Source organism: Mesorhizobium sp. M1399, assembly GCF_040317735.1.
In the GTDB taxonomy this organism is placed as follows: Bacteria; Pseudomonadota; Alphaproteobacteria; order Rhizobiales; family Rhizobiaceae; genus Mesorhizobium.
This window is the reverse complement of sequence record NZ_JAMYKZ010000005.1, coordinates 318561-333424: the sequence shown is the minus strand read 5'-3', so window position 1 is coordinate 333424 and position 14864 is coordinate 318561. Positions and strand designations below refer to the sequence as shown.

General features: G+C 62.1%; 16 protein-coding genes. 6 read left to right on the top strand and 10 right to left on the bottom strand.

What is annotated here, in order from left to right:
* Positions 1 to 60: 60 nt before the first annotated feature.
* Positions 61 to 696: a TetR/AcrR family transcriptional regulator gene (locus NKH05_RS10985; RefSeq protein WP_502905019.1), complete on the top strand. Its 636-nt coding sequence runs from the start codon at positions 61 to 63 to the stop codon at positions 694 to 696.
* A gap of 41 nt (positions 697 to 737) precedes the next feature.
* Here the strand turns inward: NKH05_RS10985 and NKH05_RS10980 are convergent, their stop codons facing one another.
* On the bottom strand, positions 738 to 1490 hold the full coding sequence (locus tag NKH05_RS10980; protein ID WP_352791490.1) for a sulfite exporter TauE/SafE family protein: 753 nt from the start codon (positions 1488 to 1490) through the stop codon (positions 738 to 740).
* Positions 1491 to 1616: 126 nt separating this feature from the next.
* Here NKH05_RS10980 and NKH05_RS10975 point away from each other — a divergent pair, with 126 nt between their 5' ends.
* On the top strand, positions 1617 to 1979 hold the full coding sequence (locus NKH05_RS10975; protein WP_352481792.1) for a VOC family protein: 363 nt from the start codon (positions 1617 to 1619) through the stop codon (positions 1977 to 1979).
* A 38-nt stretch (positions 1980 to 2017) separates the two neighbouring features.
* On the opposite strand, the gene NKH05_RS10970 is transcribed toward NKH05_RS10975, so the two are convergent.
* The 4 genes from NKH05_RS10970 to NKH05_RS10955 form a co-directional block, all read right to left on the bottom strand.
* Entirely contained in the window at positions 2018 to 2470 is a 453-nt protein-coding gene (locus NKH05_RS10970) for a hypothetical protein (protein WP_352481793.1), read from the bottom strand.
* A 125-nt stretch (positions 2471 to 2595) separates the two neighbouring features.
* On the bottom strand, positions 2596 to 3444 hold the full coding sequence (locus NKH05_RS10965; protein ID WP_353025385.1) for a 23S rRNA (adenine(2030)-N(6))-methyltransferase RlmJ: 849 nt from the start codon (positions 3442 to 3444) through the stop codon (positions 2596 to 2598).
* Positions 3441 to 4052, bottom strand: coding sequence for a hypothetical protein (locus NKH05_RS10960; RefSeq protein ID WP_023719807.1), 612 nt, complete (start codon positions 4050 to 4052; stop codon positions 3441 to 3443). Before NKH05_RS10960 ends, NKH05_RS10965 begins: the two co-directional genes overlap by 4 nt.
* Positions 4053 to 4076: 24 nt before the next feature.
* Positions 4077 to 4736 carry a TetR/AcrR family transcriptional regulator gene (locus NKH05_RS10955; RefSeq protein ID WP_352481795.1) on the bottom strand — a complete coding sequence of 220 codons (660 nt, stop codon included), beginning with the start codon at positions 4734 to 4736 and terminating at the stop codon, positions 4077 to 4079.
* Between the two features lie 140 nt (positions 4737 to 4876).
* On the opposite strand from NKH05_RS10955, the gene NKH05_RS10950 reads away from it, so the two are divergent.
* Positions 4877 to 5053 carry a hypothetical protein gene (locus tag NKH05_RS10950; RefSeq protein WP_352481796.1) on the top strand — a complete coding sequence of 59 codons (177 nt, stop codon included), beginning with the start codon at positions 4877 to 4879 and terminating at the stop codon, positions 5051 to 5053.
* Positions 5054 to 5104: 51 nt separating this feature from the next.
* Here NKH05_RS10950 and NKH05_RS10945 read toward each other — a convergent pair whose 3' ends face one another.
* From NKH05_RS10945 to NKH05_RS10925, 5 genes are all read right to left on the bottom strand, one after another.
* On the bottom strand, positions 5105 to 6007 hold the full coding sequence (locus tag NKH05_RS10945) for an aminoglycoside phosphotransferase family protein (protein ID WP_352515674.1): 903 nt from the start codon (positions 6005 to 6007) through the stop codon (positions 5105 to 5107).
* Positions 6008 to 6025: 18 nt separating this feature from the next.
* The gene (locus tag NKH05_RS10940; RefSeq protein WP_023719810.1) at positions 6026 to 6475 is read right to left on the bottom strand and encodes a DNA polymerase III subunit chi; all 450 of its coding nucleotides are present in this window, start codon (positions 6473 to 6475) and stop codon (positions 6026 to 6028) included.
* Between the two features lie 30 nt (positions 6476 to 6505).
* A complete protein-coding gene (locus NKH05_RS10935) occupies positions 6506 to 8002 on the bottom strand; it encodes a leucyl aminopeptidase (RefSeq protein WP_023719811.1) in 1497 nt (498 codons plus the stop codon).
* Positions 8003 to 8089: 87 nt separating this feature from the next.
* Positions 8090 to 8473, bottom strand: a complete 384-nt coding sequence (locus NKH05_RS10930) for a VOC family protein (RefSeq protein ID WP_352494878.1) — start codon at positions 8471 to 8473, stop codon at positions 8090 to 8092.
* A 72-nt stretch (positions 8474 to 8545) separates the two neighbouring features.
* Complete coding sequence (locus NKH05_RS10925; RefSeq protein ID WP_352481799.1) at positions 8546 to 9712, bottom strand: flavin-containing monooxygenase; 1167 nt, start codon at positions 9710 to 9712, stop codon at positions 8546 to 8548.
* A 354-nt stretch (positions 9713 to 10066) separates the two neighbouring features.
* Here NKH05_RS10925 and lptF point away from each other — a divergent pair, with 354 nt between their 5' ends.
* From lptF to NKH05_RS10910, 3 genes are read left to right on the top strand one after another with little or no spacing between them, the layout of a single operon-like run.
* Complete coding sequence (gene lptF, locus NKH05_RS10920) at positions 10067 to 11269, top strand: LPS export ABC transporter permease LptF (RefSeq protein ID WP_352494877.1); 1203 nt, start codon at positions 10067 to 10069, stop codon at positions 11267 to 11269.
* The gene (lptG, locus tag NKH05_RS10915) at positions 11266 to 12351 is read left to right on the top strand and encodes an LPS export ABC transporter permease LptG (protein ID WP_023719815.1); all 1086 of its coding nucleotides are present in this window, start codon (positions 11266 to 11268) and stop codon (positions 12349 to 12351) included. The genes lptF and lptG overlap by 4 nt, the downstream gene beginning before the upstream one ends.
* Positions 12351 to 14768: an LPS-assembly protein LptD gene (locus NKH05_RS10910; RefSeq protein ID WP_352494876.1), complete on the top strand. Its 2418-nt coding sequence runs from the start codon at positions 12351 to 12353 to the stop codon at positions 14766 to 14768. The genes lptG and NKH05_RS10910 overlap by 1 nt, the downstream gene beginning before the upstream one ends.
* Positions 14769 to 14864 lie beyond the last annotated feature (96 nt).

Genomic DNA, 14864 nt, shown 5'->3' with positions numbered 1-14864 from the left:
TCGGTGTCCTTTTCTGGAAATGCGAGTATGTTGTTCATATTTTCAGGAGAATGGGCGGGCGTGTCTACTCGCATTGCAAAACCGTATCCGCGCATGCGCAAGCAGCCGCGCCAGGCGCGTTCCAGGGCGACCGTCGAGGCGATCGTCGCGGCGGGGGCTCATGTTCTGAGCGGGCTGGGCTGGGCCGGCTTCACCACCAACAAGGTGGCCGAGACTGCGGGCGTGAGCATCGGCACGCTCTACCAGTATTTTCCCGACAAGCTTTCCCTGCTCGAAGCCCTCCGGCGCCGTCACTTCGATCATGTGCTGTCGGTCATTCGCGATTCGGCAGAAGACCAAAAGCCGCTCAGGAAATTCGCGCAGGAACTGGTGCGCGGCATGATCGCGGCGCACAGCATTCACCCGACACTGCACCAGGTGCTGCTCGACGAGGCGCCGGGCGACCGCCGCTCCAGGGCCGCCCATGCTTCGTTCCAGACACAATATCTCAACCACTACGCGACGGCCGTCGCCGCCTATCGCAAGCCAAGGAAAGGCGCCGACATGGAGACCGTCGCGCGCGTGCTGTCGTCGGCGATCGAAGGTGTGATCCATAACGCGGCACGCCGAAACATGCTCGCCGCGCCGGAGCTGCAAAAGCAACTCGTCGAACTGATCTGCGCCTACCTATCGGGCGCGGACCGCATCGGTCGATAGCGCAGGGCACGGCGGAAGTCGGGGATTTCTGTACGTCGGATTCAAACCCGGCTCATGAGATGCGGCAAGGCCGATGCCAGCAATGCCGCACCTGATGCGGCCAAGAGCGTGAGGACGATCTTTCGAAACGTTGCTTCGCTGATGCCGATGTAGAGTCTCGCGCCAAGGAGTGTCGGTATCAACATCGCCGGCGCGACGATGGCAAACATCGGCAGCATTTCGAGCTTGATCTTTCCGGTCGCAAGATAGGCGGCCATCGTCATGGAGAGGGTCACAAGGTTGAAATTCTGGATGACAATGCGCTGCCTGTCCTTTTCCCATTGCCGCAGCACGCACCACAACGTTGGAACCGGGCCGGTGAAGCCGCCAAGCCCGCCCATGATGCCGCCAACCAGACCTATTGCACCGTCTGCAACAGGCCCCCCGAGCGTGATGGGAGGGAGGCGACGGGCAAAAAGCATCAAGGGACACCAAACGACCAGCAGCGCGCCGAAGATCAACTTGAACAAGTGCACATCCAGCAGGGGCAGGATGGCGACACCGACCGGAATTCCTATGGTCCCGCCGATCAGGAATGGCAGCAGAAGCTTGAGGTCGAAACCCCGGCGGACGGTGACGGCGGCGATGATTTGGCCGGTGAGCGCCCCAAAGACCGCCATGGCAGCAGCAAGCTGGGGCTCCACGGTCCAAACCCAAAACGACATGGCAACCAGGCTGAAAGCGAACCCGGACAGCCCTTGGACGAAACCTGCAACGACCGCCCCAATTGCAACAATATAAACAAGCGAATCCATGTAGTGCTGTTTCCCCGCAAAGTGATCGATGTGGCCGGTTGGCGTTGACCTGCATGGAAATCTACGATTTTCGCAACCTCCGTCCGACCTTGAGCGCCGGACAGTCCACACACCAGAGAGGTATGAATGCCCCCCTTGCCGAGCTTGGCATTTGTCACATGGTTTTCGGCTGACCCCAGATCAGCCGCGGCTTTCTATGCGAATTTCGGAATTGTCTTCAGGCAAGAGCAGCACGGCTCCGGTCCGATACATTTCGCGTTCCAAGGTCAAGGGCTCGCGATCGAACTCTATCCGGCAAACGAAGGAACGACGGCGGAAGGAGCGGGAACGATGATCGGCTTCGAGGTCACCGACGCGGACGAAGCGGCTTCTGCCGCGAAGGCCAATGGTTTTGGAATCATTGCGGATGTCAAGGCGACGGCTATGGGCAGGCGTGTGATCGTCCGCGATCCTGACGGCCGTCAGGTGTTTCTTTTCTCGACCACCTAAGTGACGCAACAATCCAACGGGAATCGGAAGGCACTGGTTCAGCGCAGGACGCGGCAGCGGCCGTTGTAGACCATCCAGCGGTCGAAGCCCGAGACGCAGAATTCGACATTGTCGCCTATCGAGGCAAAGCCTTGGCCTTCCTCGATCAGATACCAGATGGTGCGGGCGTGGCCGTCGGAGAGGCTGACGGTGGCGCCGCAATAATGGCGGCCGATTGGCCAGGTGTCGTCGGCCGGCAGATAGCGATGCTGGTGGATGCGCTGGAAGTCGACGATCTGCACATCCGGCAGATGCGGCACGTGATGCACCTGATACGAGAAGCGGTCGGTGATTTTGTTCAGCACCCAGGCCTCGCCGCAGACGCCGCTGTCCTCATCGGTATAGATTGCAAGGTCGGCGGCCTGCACCGCCTGAGTAACGCCGAGAGGCGCAGCCAGCGGCGTGCAAACGGCGAGCAGTGCGGCAAGGGCGGATTGGGCGAAGCGAGTCATGGCAGCCTCTCAAGGTCGACTGCGCGCACTGTGCGGATTCGCTGACGCGCGGTCAAGCGGTTGTAGTGACGATGGTTACGGTGACGATGGTTGCGCTGAGGGAACGGCAAGGACCGCACCTCAAACTACTCTCCCGCCAGCCAGTCCAGCGTCCAATGCGATGGCTGCTCGACAGCAAGCAGCCGGTGCAGCGCCGGCAGCAGCGTCCGCAACTCGCCCTCCAGGGTGAAGGGCGGATTGACCATCACCATGCCGCAGCCGTCGAGGCTCGGCTCGACCGAGGCCGGCCTGATCTCAAAGCCGACGTCGAGCAGCCTGGGAATGCCCGTTTGCTTCAGCGCCTTTCGGAAGGCGGCGACCGCCTTGCGGTCCTTGAGCGGATACCACAGCGCGTAAATGCCGCCTGGCCAGCGCCGATGGGCTCTTTGCAGCGCGTCGACCAAGCGACCGAACTCGCCCTCTTCCTCGAAAGGCGGATCGATGAGCACGAGGCCGCGCTTCTCCTTTGGCGGCAGATGCGCGCCGAGCGCCAGCCAGCCGTCGAGCTCGATCACCCGGGTCTGGAAGTCACCGTCGAACAGCGCCTTCAGCCTGGCAGCATCCTTAGGGTGCAGCTCGACCGCCGACAGCCGGTCCTGCTTGCGCAGCAGGTGCCGGGCGATCAGCGGCGAACCCGGGTATTTTTTCACGCCGCCGTCCGGATTGAGCCAACGGACGGCTCCAATAAACGGGGCCCCCAATGCCGCCGCCGGGGCGGCGTGGGCGCAATCGGCCAGCCGGCCTATGCCGCCCTGCCATTCGCCCGTCTTTTGCGCTTCGGTTGAGGACAGATCGTAGCGGCCGATGCCGGCATGGGTGTCGATGACCCGAAACGCCTTGTCCTTCTGCTTCAGATATTCGATCAGCCGGCTGAGCACGGCATGCTTGACGACGTCGGCGAAGTTCCCGGCATGGTAGGCGTGGCGATAGTTCAATTGGAGCCCCTGCCCCAGCGCGGCGGTGGCGGCTGCGAGTTCGGATTTTCCGGCCGGCGGCCGCCGAAACGGAATGCCAGCGCCAGCCCGGCCAGGCCGGCCGCCATCAGGGAAAAACCGACCGGCCGCGCCCGGCGGTCGACCTCGCCGGCAGCCGAGCGCAGGACGAGGTCGACGGCCCGCATCGGAATGCCCTCGGCGTCGCCCGGACCGACGGTGAAGATGTAGGAACCGGGGGTAACGCTCGGGATCAGGCCGGCCTCGTCGCGAAAGATCCTGTCCGGCAGCTGTGGGCTGACCTGGCGCGGATTGTCGGAGTGATTGAACTGCAGCGTCGAGGCGAGCACCGTCCTGCCGCCGGTGGCGGCGGTCAGGGTCAGCACGGTGCGCTGCTGCGAGACGATGCGCTCGGCTCTTGCAGTAAGATCGACCAGCACGCGTAGCGGCCCGTCGCGTGCGCTCAGGGCCACCGTCACCGGCTTGAACCGGCCCTGGTCGTAAACCCGCCAGGTGCCGATCTCACGGCCGGAGAAATTGGTCATCGCCCAGGGATAGACGACGCCGATGCCGGTACCGATGAGCAGGATCAGAAGAAACAAAAAGCGCATGCGGACAATGCCCCGTTGATGCAACTACCTCGCATTGGCACCGTCGCGGATGCGCTCCATCTCGTCCAGCAACATGTCGAGGCCTATATCGAAGGTCTTGTCAAAACCGGCTGTGCCGAAATATGCCCCGGCAGCCATGACGCCGGGGAAATCCCGCGCTAGCGCTTCATCGCTCACCGTGGTGACCGCCGAAGGCCCCTTGGCGTAGCCGGCCGTCTCGTCAAGGATCGCGCCCATCAGATAGTAGCTCGTGGCTCGGAACAACCGGGCGCTGAGTTCCAAACCGAAACCGCCGGCTTCGAACAGGCCGATCACGTGGTTCAGCTTGGCGAGACATGCCGGCGAATTCATGCGGTAGACCACAATGAACGGCGCAAAGGCGGGATGTTCGGTGGCGACCCGGCGGTATTCCTTCACGGCGACGTGGATCCGCTGGCGCCAAGGCATGCCGTCGTCAGGAATCTTGATCGAGCTGATCTGTCGATCGACCAGTGCCTCGTAAAGATGCGCCTGGGAGGGGAAATGATGGTAGATGCTCATCGCTTCGCAGCCGAGTTCTGCCGCCAGCTTGCGCATCGAAAAGCCGGAAAGCCCCTCCCTCTCGATTACCTCGAAAGCCGCATCCTCGATCATCTCGCGAGACAGCCGGCCGCGCGTTCGCTTTTTTTTGACTGATATGTCCATGGTGCCGCTGGACAACTTACGCTGTAAGGTTAATTTTCGACATTACCTTACATCGTAAGGCCAACAAAAACCAGAGGAGAACGCCATGAACAGCTTCCATATCGTTTTCATCCACGCCCTCTTCGCTTCATCATGCATCCTTGCTCGCCTCCACGGTCCACGCGCTGACCCTGACGCTGGCCTCCGCACCGGCCCGTGCCGACGACTATGACGCAACCATCAAGGACATCCAGTCGACCATGGGCGCTTGGAGCTCTATCTTCAACGGCATGCAGGTCGATTTCGATACGTTCAGGAGGGAGACGGGCGGGCAGTAATGCTTTCGTTTTTGGAGCGGGATGCGTTCAAACTGAATTCTCCATCCCGCTCTAACTGTTTGTGTGATCCGCCAGCACCTCATTGATAACCCGCCACGATTTTTCCGCCTCGCGCTGGTTGCCGTCATGTCCCGAAGCGACGATCAGCGCCTTCCAGAGCGCCCAGCCCCGAGCGCGCGCCCAGCTGTGCTCGTCAAGGGAAATGGCGTCGCGGAACGCCTGGCGGCTCTCGCCGTAAAATTCCGTCCATGCGATCACCAGGTCACAGGCAGGATCGCCGATAGCCGAACTGCCGAAATCGACGACCGCGCAGAGCTTGCCATCTTCGACGAGCAGATTGCCTGAGGCAACGTCGCCATGGACCCAGACCGGCGGCCCTTGCCATCGCGAGCCGAGCGCGGTCGCCCACACCGCCTCGGCGGTTGCCTTGTCGATGCGGCCGCCGAGCGCCGAAAGCGCGGCTCGGGTCTGGGCGTCGTAGACTGAAAGCTGGCCACCGCGGTGGAAATTATGCTGACCTGCCGGTGGTCCGCCAGCGGCGTCGATCCGGTAGAGCGCAACCAGAAAGCCGGCCAGCGAACGAGCGAATTCATTGAGATCGGCAATCAGCCCACCAGCCGCCGGCCGGCCGCGAAGCCAGCGATAGACGGACCAAGGCCATGGATAGCCTTCACCGGGCGCGCCTCTGGCCAGTGGCACCGGTATCGGCAGAGGCAAGTGAGGCGCGAGGCGAGGCAGCCAGCGATGCTCCTTCTCGACCTGGGCAACATAGGCGGCAGCGCTGGGCAGCCGCACCGACATTCGATCGCCCAGCCGGAAGGTGCGGTTGTCCCAGCCGCCAGGCTCGACCGGCTCTACCGGCAGGTCCGCCCATTCAGGGAACTGCGCGGCAATCAAGCGGCGAACAAGTGCGGCATCTATCGATATGCTTGGTGTTTGATCATCAGGCGGCATCGGGCTTGCTCAGGTCTTCTAAGCCTTGCGTTCCCAGCGCCGGTCCGGTGTTTGCTGCCAGTAGGTCACGGTGTGGCCGGCCTCCTTCATTGTCTTCCAGTGCGTGCGTGCCGCCTCTAGCTGGGCTGCATCGTGGCCGTCGAACAGGAACACGGCGCGCTGGTAGCCGCCAAGCTCCGGCGGCACCGCGCCATCGACCAGGAAGCGTATCTGCGCCTGGTTCGGATTGTCAGGTCCGACGGTCAGAAGCACCGGCTGCTCGGCGGGATGGGCTTCGCGGTCCGTTGCATGGGCCAGGAACGAATCGTCCCGGAAAGTCCACAGATGCTGGTCCAGCGCGTCGCGCCGTTCCTCGGTGCCGGTCTGCACCACGGCGCGCCAGCCGCGATCGATGCTGCGCTCCAGGAGGCCGGGCAGCGCGTCCTCCAGGGTCGATTCGGTCAGGTGATAGAACAGGATTTCGGCCATGACTTCAGTCTAAATCATTTGGCGCGCCGCTCATTGCTCGTAATGATCGCGCACCAATCGGTCGAGCAATCTGACGCCGAATCCGGAAGCCCATGACTGGTTGATCTCGTTGGAGGGCGAGCCCATCGCGGTGCCGGCAATGTCGAGATGCGCCCAGGGCGTGTCCTTGACGAAGCGCTGCAGGAACTGCGCGGCGATGATGGCGCCGCCATAACGGCCGCCAATATTCTTCATGTCGGCATTCTTGGACTCGATCAGCTTGTCGTATTCGGCGCCGAGCGGCATGCGCCACAACCGCTCCTGCGTCGCCTGACCGGCCGCCGTCAGCCGGTCCGCTAGCTCGTCATTATTAGAGAACAGGCCGGCATAATGCTGGCCGAGCGCGACCATGATGGCGCCGGTCAGCGTCGCCAGATTGATCATGAATTTCGGCTGGAAGCGGTCGTTGCAGTACCACAGCGCATCGGCCAGCACGAGGCGGCCCTCGGCGTCGGTGTTGAGCACTTCGATGGTCTGGCCAGACATCGAGGTGACGATGTCGCCCGGTCGTTGAGCGTGGCCGTCGACGGCGTTTTCGACCAGCCCGACAATGCCCACGACATTGACCTTCGCCTTGCGCGCGGCCAGCGCGTGCATCAGCCCGGTGACGGCAGCAGCGCCGCCCATGTCGCCCTTCATGTCCTCCATACCGGAGGCCGGCTTGATCGAATTACCGCCGGTGTCGAAGGTGACTCCCTTGCCGACGAAGGCGACCGGGCTTTCCTTGGCCTTGCCGCCGTCCCACCGCATGACGGCGATGCGGGCGCCACGCGGCGAGCCCTGCGCTACGCCCAGCAGCGAACCCATGCCGAGCTTCTTCATCTCCTTCTCGGCCAGGATCTCGACCGTGACGCCGAGCGCCTCCAGTTGGGCGATGCGGGCGGCGAATTCCACCGGTCCCAACACATTGGCCGGTTCATTGACCAAATCGCGCGCCAGCAAGACGCCGTCGATCACCGCCGCTTCATCGGCAAAGGCCTTCTTTGCGGCCGCCGGATCGGCCGTGTGAATGGTCACCTTTACCGGCTTTTTTGGCTCACGCTTGCCGTCACCATTGTCCTTTTTGGTCTTGTACTTGTCGAAGGAATAGCTGCGCAGCAGGATGCCCGCGGCAAGCTGAACGGCTTGCCTGCCGCTGACGGCGGCGCCGGGAAGATCGAGCACGACGGCCACTTCGGTTGCCTTGCGAAAGGATGCGGCAATCGTGCCGCCGAGCTTCAGCCAGGCGTAGTCATCGAGATTGGAGCCCTTGCCGGCGCCGACCGCCACCAGCCGCTCGAGCGACGTCCCTTCCGGTGCCAGCACTTCGACCTGGCTGGCGAATTTGCCGGTGAAGTCGGCGACGGGAAAGGCCCGCTCGAGGGTCTTTGCCGGATCGCAGGCCCTGACCGCATCACCGAGGCCGCCCTCGTCGGCCGCCAGAACGAAAACGCTGCCCTTTTTGGGCGCGGCGAATTTGGCGAAGGCGATCGAGGGTCTCGAATTCATCATGTCCTGCTTTCGGGGAAATGCGTTGGATTATCGGGGAGAGGCGTTCGATTGGGCAGATCGGATCTAAGATGCCGTGTTATTGCGTCAGTGAGCGGCGGGTTGAAACAGCTCGATGACATTGCCGGATGGGTCTTCGAGCAGGGTCTGGGAACCGCCGACGCCCGTTATGATATCGTTGCGAAAGACAAGTCCAGCACTCTTGAGACGCGCAACCTCTTCTTTCAGGTCCGGCACTACCAGCAGGATGCGGTTCCAGCCTCCCGGCACCGGCTGCCGGCCGTCGGGCATCGCCCGAGCACCCGAACTGCCGGGTCCGCTTAGAAGGAGCCGTAACGCGCCGCGCGTGACGGAGGCAAAAGCCGGTCGCGCGTCCTGTTGGACGGCGAAGCCCAGATGTCCGCAATAGAAGTCGATCGAGGCGGCGACATCATCGACAATGTAGCGAATGCTGACTGGCGTCATGATCATTGACCTTTCGGTTCGAGCACGTTCCAACAAGGCGTGTCTATTCGGGCGGAACAGTCGGCATAGTCCTGCTCATTATCGCCGCTTGACAATCCGCGCCGCTATCGCCCTAGCCTGAATGCGGGCATTGGCGAAACAACCGCGAATGCTCGGCCGCATGCCGGTAAACCACAGACCGGGCAATCGCGGGTCGGCTTCGCCGCCGTTGAAAAGCGGAACGCCCTTGCCGTCGAGAACGCCGAGCTTGCCGACCATCTGCTCCAGCCCGGTCCGGTAGCCGGTCGCTGAGATGACGATATCGGGCGTGATAAACCTGCCGTCGTTCAATATGATGCCGTCGCGAGTAAATTCTCGCAATGGCGGCACCACCACGATCATGCCTGCCTTGATGGCGCGAACCGCGCCGTCATCGGCTGCGATCGCGGTGTAGTCGGCGCTCAGACGGCTCGCACCTCCTATGGAGGCCGGCGGAAGCCCGAATTTCGTCAGGTCGCCGAAAACCAGGCGCTGGGTTGTCGCCATCACCGCATCGGCAATCCGTACCGGCAAGCGCGCCATGAAAGGCGAAAGCCTGTGGACGGCGATCTTGCAGATGCGTTTCGGCAGCAATGACGGACCATTGCGGGCCGACAGCCAGATGCTTTCGGCGTCTGCATCCGCAAGATGATTGAGGACGTCGAAACCCGAATTGCCGGCACCGACCACCAGCACCTTTTTGCCGGCATAGTCTTTCGCCTCGCCAAAATCTGCCGAATGGACGATCCGGCCGGCAAAATCCTTCATGCCTTTCCATGCGGGAATAAACGGCTGCCGGTCGCGCCCGGTGGCGACGACGACATGGCGCGCCGGACGGGATCCGGAATTGGTCTGTACGGTCCAGTGATCGCCATCGAACGTGATCTCTTCGACGGCAACGCCGAATGTGACAGGCAGCCGGTGCACTTGGCTGAAATCGTTCAGATGGCGAATGACGGCGGTTCTGTGCGGGAAGGCCGGGGTGCCTGCGGGATAGCCGATGCCGGGCAGCGTCGAGAGATCGCGATGCGTGTTGAGGTGCAGACGTTGGTGCCGCCGATGCCAGGGCTCGGCAAGCCGGCTCTCCTTTTCCAGGACGAGCGTCGGTACGCCGGCCTTCATCAGGGCGTGGGCGGCGGCAAGGCCGGCCGCGCCGGCGCCGATCACAATCGCGCCATCAAAGACCGCTTCCCAACCGGTTTGACTGCGCAATTTTTCCGCTTCCATGCTGGGGCTCAACAGATCCTGACCCGTCTTATCACGCCGCCGCGGCGGCGATCGGCGCGACATTTGGTCGTTTTGCCGCATTTGACAAGACTTTGGCCGAAATCGCTCCCATATGCGACATTGAACCATCCACGATTCGTCGCGGCACGGCCCCGCTTCCCGCCGCAACCTGTTGTTAACCAACAATGTTCGCCCTTTCTTATCCATTGCCGCCGACACTCCGGTCCAGCGGAATTTGCGATACGGGACAGAACCCAGATCGAACCGCCAAACTGAGCCAGTTGTGCAGCCGGCGCCGGACGACTACCTTATTCCAAGGCATGATGCCGTTCGAAACCGCCGAGAAAAGCCTTCATGAAGGTCGTTGAACGTTACATCATGCGCCGTGCTTTCGCGGTATTCGCGCTGGCGCTCGTTTGGACGCTGGCGATCGTCTGGACGACTCAGGTGCTCGCCCGCATCGACCTCGTCACCGATAGCGGTCAGTCGGCCCTCACCTTCTTCGAAGTCGCAGCGCTGATCGTCCCGTCGATCGTTCCGATCGTCGTGCCGTTCGCCCTAGTCGTCGCGGTCGCGCAGATCCTCAGCGTGATGAATTCGGATTCGGAGCTGGCCGTCATCAATGCCGCCGGCGCTTCACGCTGGACCATCGTCAGGCCGATCATGCTTCTGGCACTCGCAGCCAGCGTTTTTTCGTTTGCTGTCGACAATGGCGTCGACCCTTACGCACGCCAGAAGAACCGCGAGTTGATTGCTTCGTCGCGTGCCGATCTGTTGTCGTTGATCATCCAGGAAGGCACCTTCCGCAAGATCGATGATGGCCTGTTCCTGCAGGTTGGCGAACGGCTTCCCGACAATCGCCTCGGCGGCATCTTCGTCGCCGACTCGCGCGAAGAAGGCGTCAATCTCATCTATTATGCCAAGACCGGCAGCATCATCGAACGCGGCGACGAGAAGGTGCTGATGATGAATGACGGCGTCATCCATCGCAAAACCATGACCGGCGACCTCTCGGTAATCCGGTTCACCTCCTACGCCTTCGACTTGTCCGCTTTCTTGTCGGCGTCATCTGACATTCTGCTTTTGCCGAAGGACCGGACGACCCAGTACCTGCTCAATCCCAGTCCGAACGACAAGATGTACCAGCAAAAGCCGAACAGGTACCTGGCCGAGCTCAACCAGCGTTTTTCCGAGTGGTCCTATTCGCTCGTCTTTGCGCTGATCGCGCTTGCGGTCGCCGGAGATGCGCGCTCGCATCGCGAGGCGCGCGTGCACCCGCTGATCACGGCAATCGCGATCGCGCTGTTCGTGCGCTGGCTCGGGTTCTTTGCCGCCGGCAAGGCCGACAAGGTGCCGCAATATGCCTATATGGTCTACGGCGTCCCGATCGTGGCATCGGCGATCGCTATCTGGTTCATCGTTTCCAACCGGACGATGGAACTGCCGGTTGCTTGGGCCGATTGGATAACCAATCTTGCCGGCCGCTTCAATGACGGCTGGAGCGCCGTCAAGCTCCGCTTTGCCCGGCGTGGCGCATCCGGACAGGGAGCCGGCTGATGGGCTGGACTCTGGGTCGGTACTTCTTCTTTCGCTATGTGACGATCACCATCTGGTTCTTCATCGGCCTTTTGGCGCTGGTGTTCCTGATCGATTTCACCGAGCTTTCCGGCCGCACGACCGGCGTGCCGGGCTTCACCTACGCAACTGCGTTCGCCATTTCGGGGCTCCGGATGCCGATGATCATGCTGCAGACGGTGCCGTTCGTCGGCCTGTTCTCGGCGATGGCGACCCTGGTGTCGCTCAACCGCAAATATGAATTGGTCATCGCCCGTTCCGCCGGGGTTTCCGCATGGCAGTTCCTGCTGCCGTGCTGCATCGGGGCGCTGCTGTTTGGGGCCTTGTCGGTTGGCGTCATCAATCCGATAGCCGCGCACGCCTATTCCTGGTCCGAGCAGATCGAGACCCAGCTCCGTTCGGGCAAGTCGAACACCGTCTCGGCCGACGCCGCGCCCTGGATCAGGCAGAAAACCAGCTCCGGCGATACCATCATCGGCGCGCGCGCCATTCTCAATCAAGGCCTGGAGATGGCCGACGCGGTCTTCTTCAGTTTCAGCCCGCAAGGCGACATCATCGAGCGCAAGGATGCCGCGCACGCCTTTTTGCGGGACGGCTACTGGGAATTGCGGGACGTCAAGGTGTTCCGGGACGGCACCATCCAGTCGTTACCCAGCGATCGGCTGCCGACCGATCTCAAGCCGGAATTCGTGCAAGAGCGGTTGGCGCGCCCTGAGACCATCCCCTTCTACGATCTGCCCGGCAAGATCGAGGTGGCCCGCTCCTTCGGCCTCAAGGCAAATGCCTTCGCCATGCAGTTCGATTCCCTGATTGCGCTGCCCTTCCTGCTCGTCGCGATGACGCTGATTGCGGCAACGGTATCAATGCGATTTGCGAGGATGGGGCAGTCGGCGACGATGATTCTGGGTGGCATCGTGGCCGGCTTTCTGCTTTATGTCGTTTCGGTGCTGGTCAAGGCATTCGGCGTAGCGGGATTCGTACCCACTGCCGTAGCGGCTTGGGTCCCGGTTGTCGTGGCTATGTTCTTCGGGGTGACATTCCTGCTATACAAGGAAGACGGCTAGTGAGGGAGGCGGTTTTGCGCAGCCATAGGCACGCCGGTTTGGCACGCCTCTCTGCGGCGAGCGCCTTGGCATGCCTGCTTGCCGGCGCTGCCCCGGTTGCTCCGGTTTTCGCCCAGGACGTCAGTGAGCTGGCAACGAAGGTTCCGAGCGGCACGCAGATGCTGCTGGCAGCCGATACGCTGGTCTACGACAACGACAAGCAGACTGTGACGGCCGTCGGCGGCGTCCAGATCGACTATGGCGGCAACCGTCTCGTCGCCCAGCGGGTCGAATACAACCGCAACACCAAACGCCTCGTCGCCAGCGGCAATGTCGAGCTCGTCAACAGCGACGGCACCAAAATCTATTCGCAGCATGCCGACATCACCGACGATTTCGCCGACGGCTTCGTCAACGCGCTGCGTGTCGAGACCGTCGACAAGGCGTATTTCGCCGCCGAAAGCGCGGAGCGCATGGGCGGCGTGCTGACGACGTTCCACAATGGCGTCTACACCGCCTGCGAGCCGTGCGAGGACAAGCCCGACAAAGCGCCGACCTGGCGTATCAAGGCCAGGAAGATCATCTGGAACGGCGAGAAGAAGACGGTTCGCTTCGAGAATTCGAATTTCGAGTTCTTCGGCTTTCCACTGGCCTATCTGCCGGCTTTCGAGATCGCCGACCCGACGGTCAAGCGCAAGAGCGGCTTCCTGATCCCCGGCGTCGCCTACAAGAGCGATCTCGGCGTCGGTGTTAGAGTTCCCTATTATTTCGCGCTCTCGCCGACCTACGATCTAACTGTCACCGGCAGCGGCTATACCAGACAGGGTTTCCTCGGTGAGGCCGAGTGGAGGCAGCGCTTCAACAACGGTCAGTACAGCCTGAAGATTGCGGGCATCCGTCAAGAGAATCCCGATGCCTTCATCGACGACAATGGCCACAACGTCAGTTCGGGTACCGAGGGCGATCCGAACAGGTTCCGCGGCATGATGGGCACCCAAGGCCAGTTCGCCATCAACCCGCGCTGGGACTTCGGCTGGGACATCCTGCTGCAGAGCGACAAGAGTTTCTCGCGCACCTACGATATCGATGGCTTCAACGATAGCGTACACCGCTCCGAGGTGTACCTGACGGGGCTCAACGATCGCAATTATTTCGATGTGCGCGCCATGCACTTCGACGTTCAAGAAGACACCCTCGCTAGCGATCCGACCGCCCGCGCCGCCAAGCAGCCCTGGGTGCTGCCCTCGCTCGACTACGCCTATATCCCCGACATGCCGGTGGCCGGCGGGCAGCTGTCGTTCGACGTCAACGCGCGGATCATAGACCGCGACAGGCTCGATACGGCTCTTGCAGATTCGGGCATCCCTTCGTCCGTCAACAACGTCCGCGGCATCGACGGTCAATCCGGCCGCGTTACCGCTGAGGCCGAATGGAAGCGCACCTTCACCACCGATGGCGGGCTGCTGCTGACGCCGCTGCTGGCGCTGCGCGGCGACGCCGGCTATGTCAACGCCTCCTCGGCCTCGCTCGACGCCGTCAACCAGATGGCGACCAATCTCGGCGTTGACGACGACATGCGTTCGTCGCTTGCCCGCTACATGGCGACCGCCGGCCTTGAGATGCGCTGGCCGGTACTGTTCTCGATGACCAGTTCCAGCCATGTCTTCGAACCGATGGCGCAAGTGTTCATGCGTCCGAACGAGCAATATGTCGGCGGGCTGGCGGTCCCCAACGAGGACGCCCAGAGCTTCGTCTTCGACGCCACGACGCTGTTCGAGCGCGACAAATTCTCCGGCTATGACCGCATGGAAGGCGGCACGCGCGCCAATGTCGGGCTGCGCTATTCCGGCGCGTACGACAATGGCTGGAGCACCAATGCGGTGTTCGGCCAATCCTACCAACTCGGCGGCCAGAACTCGTTCGGCACGCCGGATCTGGTCAATGTCGGCGCCTATTCGGGTCTTGAAACCGCAACCTCCGACTATGTCGGCCTTGTCGGCTTCAATAGCCCCAGCGGATTTTCCGGCTCGGTCAGCGGCCGTTTCGACGAGCAAAGCTTCGAGGTCCGCCGCGCTGAGGTAAAGGCCGCCTTTTCAGGCCTGCCCGTATCGCTGAGCGCCAAATACGCCTTCATCCAGGCGCAGCCGCTCTATGGCTTCTCCACGGATCGCCATGAGATCACGCTCGGCGCCTCGACGCATCTTGCTGAGAATTGGCGCGTCTTTGGCACCGGCACGTATGATCTGGAGCAGAGCATCCTGGTCAAGGACGGGGTCGGCTTTGCCTATAGCGATTCGTGCTTTACCTATTTGATGACGTTTTCGGAAAGACGTGACCTGAACACCAAGGAAGTATCGCAGAACGTCGGCTTCAACCTGTCGTTCCGCACGCTCGGCGATTTCGGCTCGTCGCAACGCTCCATCGACACCATCCAATAAGGGGAGCAGCAGTCGGCAACGGGGCGGCTGGCGGACGACATTGTTTCGCCGCATAGAGCAGGCACGAATTTCCGCGGCCTGAACTGGGACAGGTTG

Coding starts and splice junctions, on each gene's coding strand:
- NKH05_RS10930 (WP_352494878.1), bottom strand. CDS start 8,473: ATGATCATGACGCCAGTCAGCATTCGCTACATTGTCGATGATGTCGCC.
- NKH05_RS10960 (WP_023719807.1), bottom strand. CDS start 4,052: ATGCGCTTTTTGTTTCTTCTGATCCTGCTCATCGGTACCGGCATCGGC.
- NKH05_RS10925 (WP_352481799.1), bottom strand. CDS start 9,712: ATGGAAGCGGAAAAATTGCGCAGTCAAACCGGTTGGGAAGCGGTCTTT.
- NKH05_RS10935 (WP_023719811.1), bottom strand. CDS start 8,002: ATGAATTCGAGACCCTCGATCGCCTTCGCCAAATTCGCCGCGCCCAAA.
- NKH05_RS10970 (WP_352481793.1), bottom strand. CDS start 2,470: ATGACTCGCTTCGCCCAATCCGCCCTTGCCGCACTGCTCGCCGTTTGC.
- NKH05_RS10980 (WP_352791490.1), bottom strand. CDS start 1,490: ATGGATTCGCTTGTTTATATTGTTGCAATTGGGGCGGTCGTTGCAGGT.
- NKH05_RS10975 (WP_352481792.1), top strand. CDS start 1,617: ATGCCCCCCTTGCCGAGCTTGGCATTTGTCACATGGTTTTCGGCTGAC.
- NKH05_RS10945 (WP_352515674.1), bottom strand. CDS start 6,007: ATGCCGCCTGATGATCAAACACCAAGCATATCGATAGATGCCGCACTT.
- lptF (WP_352494877.1), top strand. CDS start 10,067: ATGAAGGTCGTTGAACGTTACATCATGCGCCGTGCTTTCGCGGTATTC.
- NKH05_RS10955 (WP_352481795.1), bottom strand. CDS start 4,736: ATGGACATATCAGTCAAAAAAAAGCGAACGCGCGGCCGGCTGTCTCGC.
- NKH05_RS10940 (WP_023719810.1), bottom strand. CDS start 6,475: ATGGCCGAAATCCTGTTCTATCACCTGACCGAATCGACCCTGGAGGAC.